The organism is Vibrio sp. 1249-1, from assembly GCF_033340495.1.
Genome location: NZ_JAWOWJ010000448.1, coordinates 1 through 744 on the forward strand (window position 1 = coordinate 1; position 744 = coordinate 744).

The window sequence follows — 744 nt, forward strand, 5'->3', positions numbered from 1 at the left end:
GCGCTGATCAAGTCGTTGCTGTTGGTGGTTGTGAACGATTCTACGTCACAAACCACGCTTGCCGCTTCAACCGATTGGGTAGCCCGCGTACGTAACGTCTGTTTCGGTAGCTGTGGTAACAATTCTGTCGGTGCATACTCAGGCTGCGCCGTTTCTACACCGTGTTCGTGCTGATGATGTTCAACTTTCTCTGTGACTTGCGCTACTGGCTCGCTCATTGCGAACGCAGCAGTGCTGCTCAAGGTTGCCGCAATCGCGACGCTGAGGGTTTTCAGTTCCATCTTTGTTCTTCTATATAATGTGTTCCTTAAATGCCGATACCACGTGACATCACTTCGTGCTCTTTTCACAACGAAGAGCACCCTCATATAAATCTGACTGAGCTTTAAAATAAACAATTCATTAACAAACAAATTTAGCGGTATCACTTTTTAGTACCCAATTCGCCACACTACGAACTTTATTAAAATCGATTTGCTCAATAGACTTTGATGAACTAGCACTTAAAGACGCTACAACGAAGGATTTTGGCGTTATGAAAAAACCAAGCTACACTATCGCTCTCCCAACATATTTAGAATGAAATCTATGACCGATGCCGATATCGAACTTCAGCACCTGTGGTTAGAAATCCAAACGCAACGCTGGCAAAACGTGTCCCGTTTTTTATTCAGTTACTACTGCTATAAAAACAATTTAGTAAATAAAAACAACAAGGTTTGTTGGGAAACAGCCCGTGATTCG

Annotated in this window: 1 pseudogene; it reads right to left on the bottom strand. The window is 43.3% G+C overall.

Annotation, left to right across the window (positions count from 1 at the left end):
• Positions 1-281 (bottom strand): annotated as a pseudogene (locus R7Z50_RS26915) (collagenase); the annotation flags it as partial.
• Positions 282-744: the final 463 nt, after the last annotated feature.